Raw genomic sequence first — 223 nt, 5'->3', positions numbered from 1 at the left:
AGTATATCAGTGGGAAATGTAGAGAGAACCCAACTAATAGCGCGTTCCGACCTTGGCATTTTCCAGTATATCAGTGGGAAGTGTAGAGAGAACCCAACTAGGCGTTTGGCGACGTAATTTTGGCTTTCCAGTATATCAGTGGGAAGTGTAGAGAGAACCCAACAACGTGACGGCGGCGTTCGCAACAGTGACCAGTATATCAGTGGGAAGTGTAGAGAGAACC

This window comes from Actinomyces sp. HMSC065F12 (assembly GCF_001814535.1).
Lineage (GTDB): Bacteria > Actinomycetota > Actinomycetes > Actinomycetales > Actinomycetaceae > Pauljensenia > Pauljensenia radingae_A.
The sequence above is the reverse complement of the archived record's forward strand: the minus strand, read 5'-3'. Positions refer to the sequence as shown.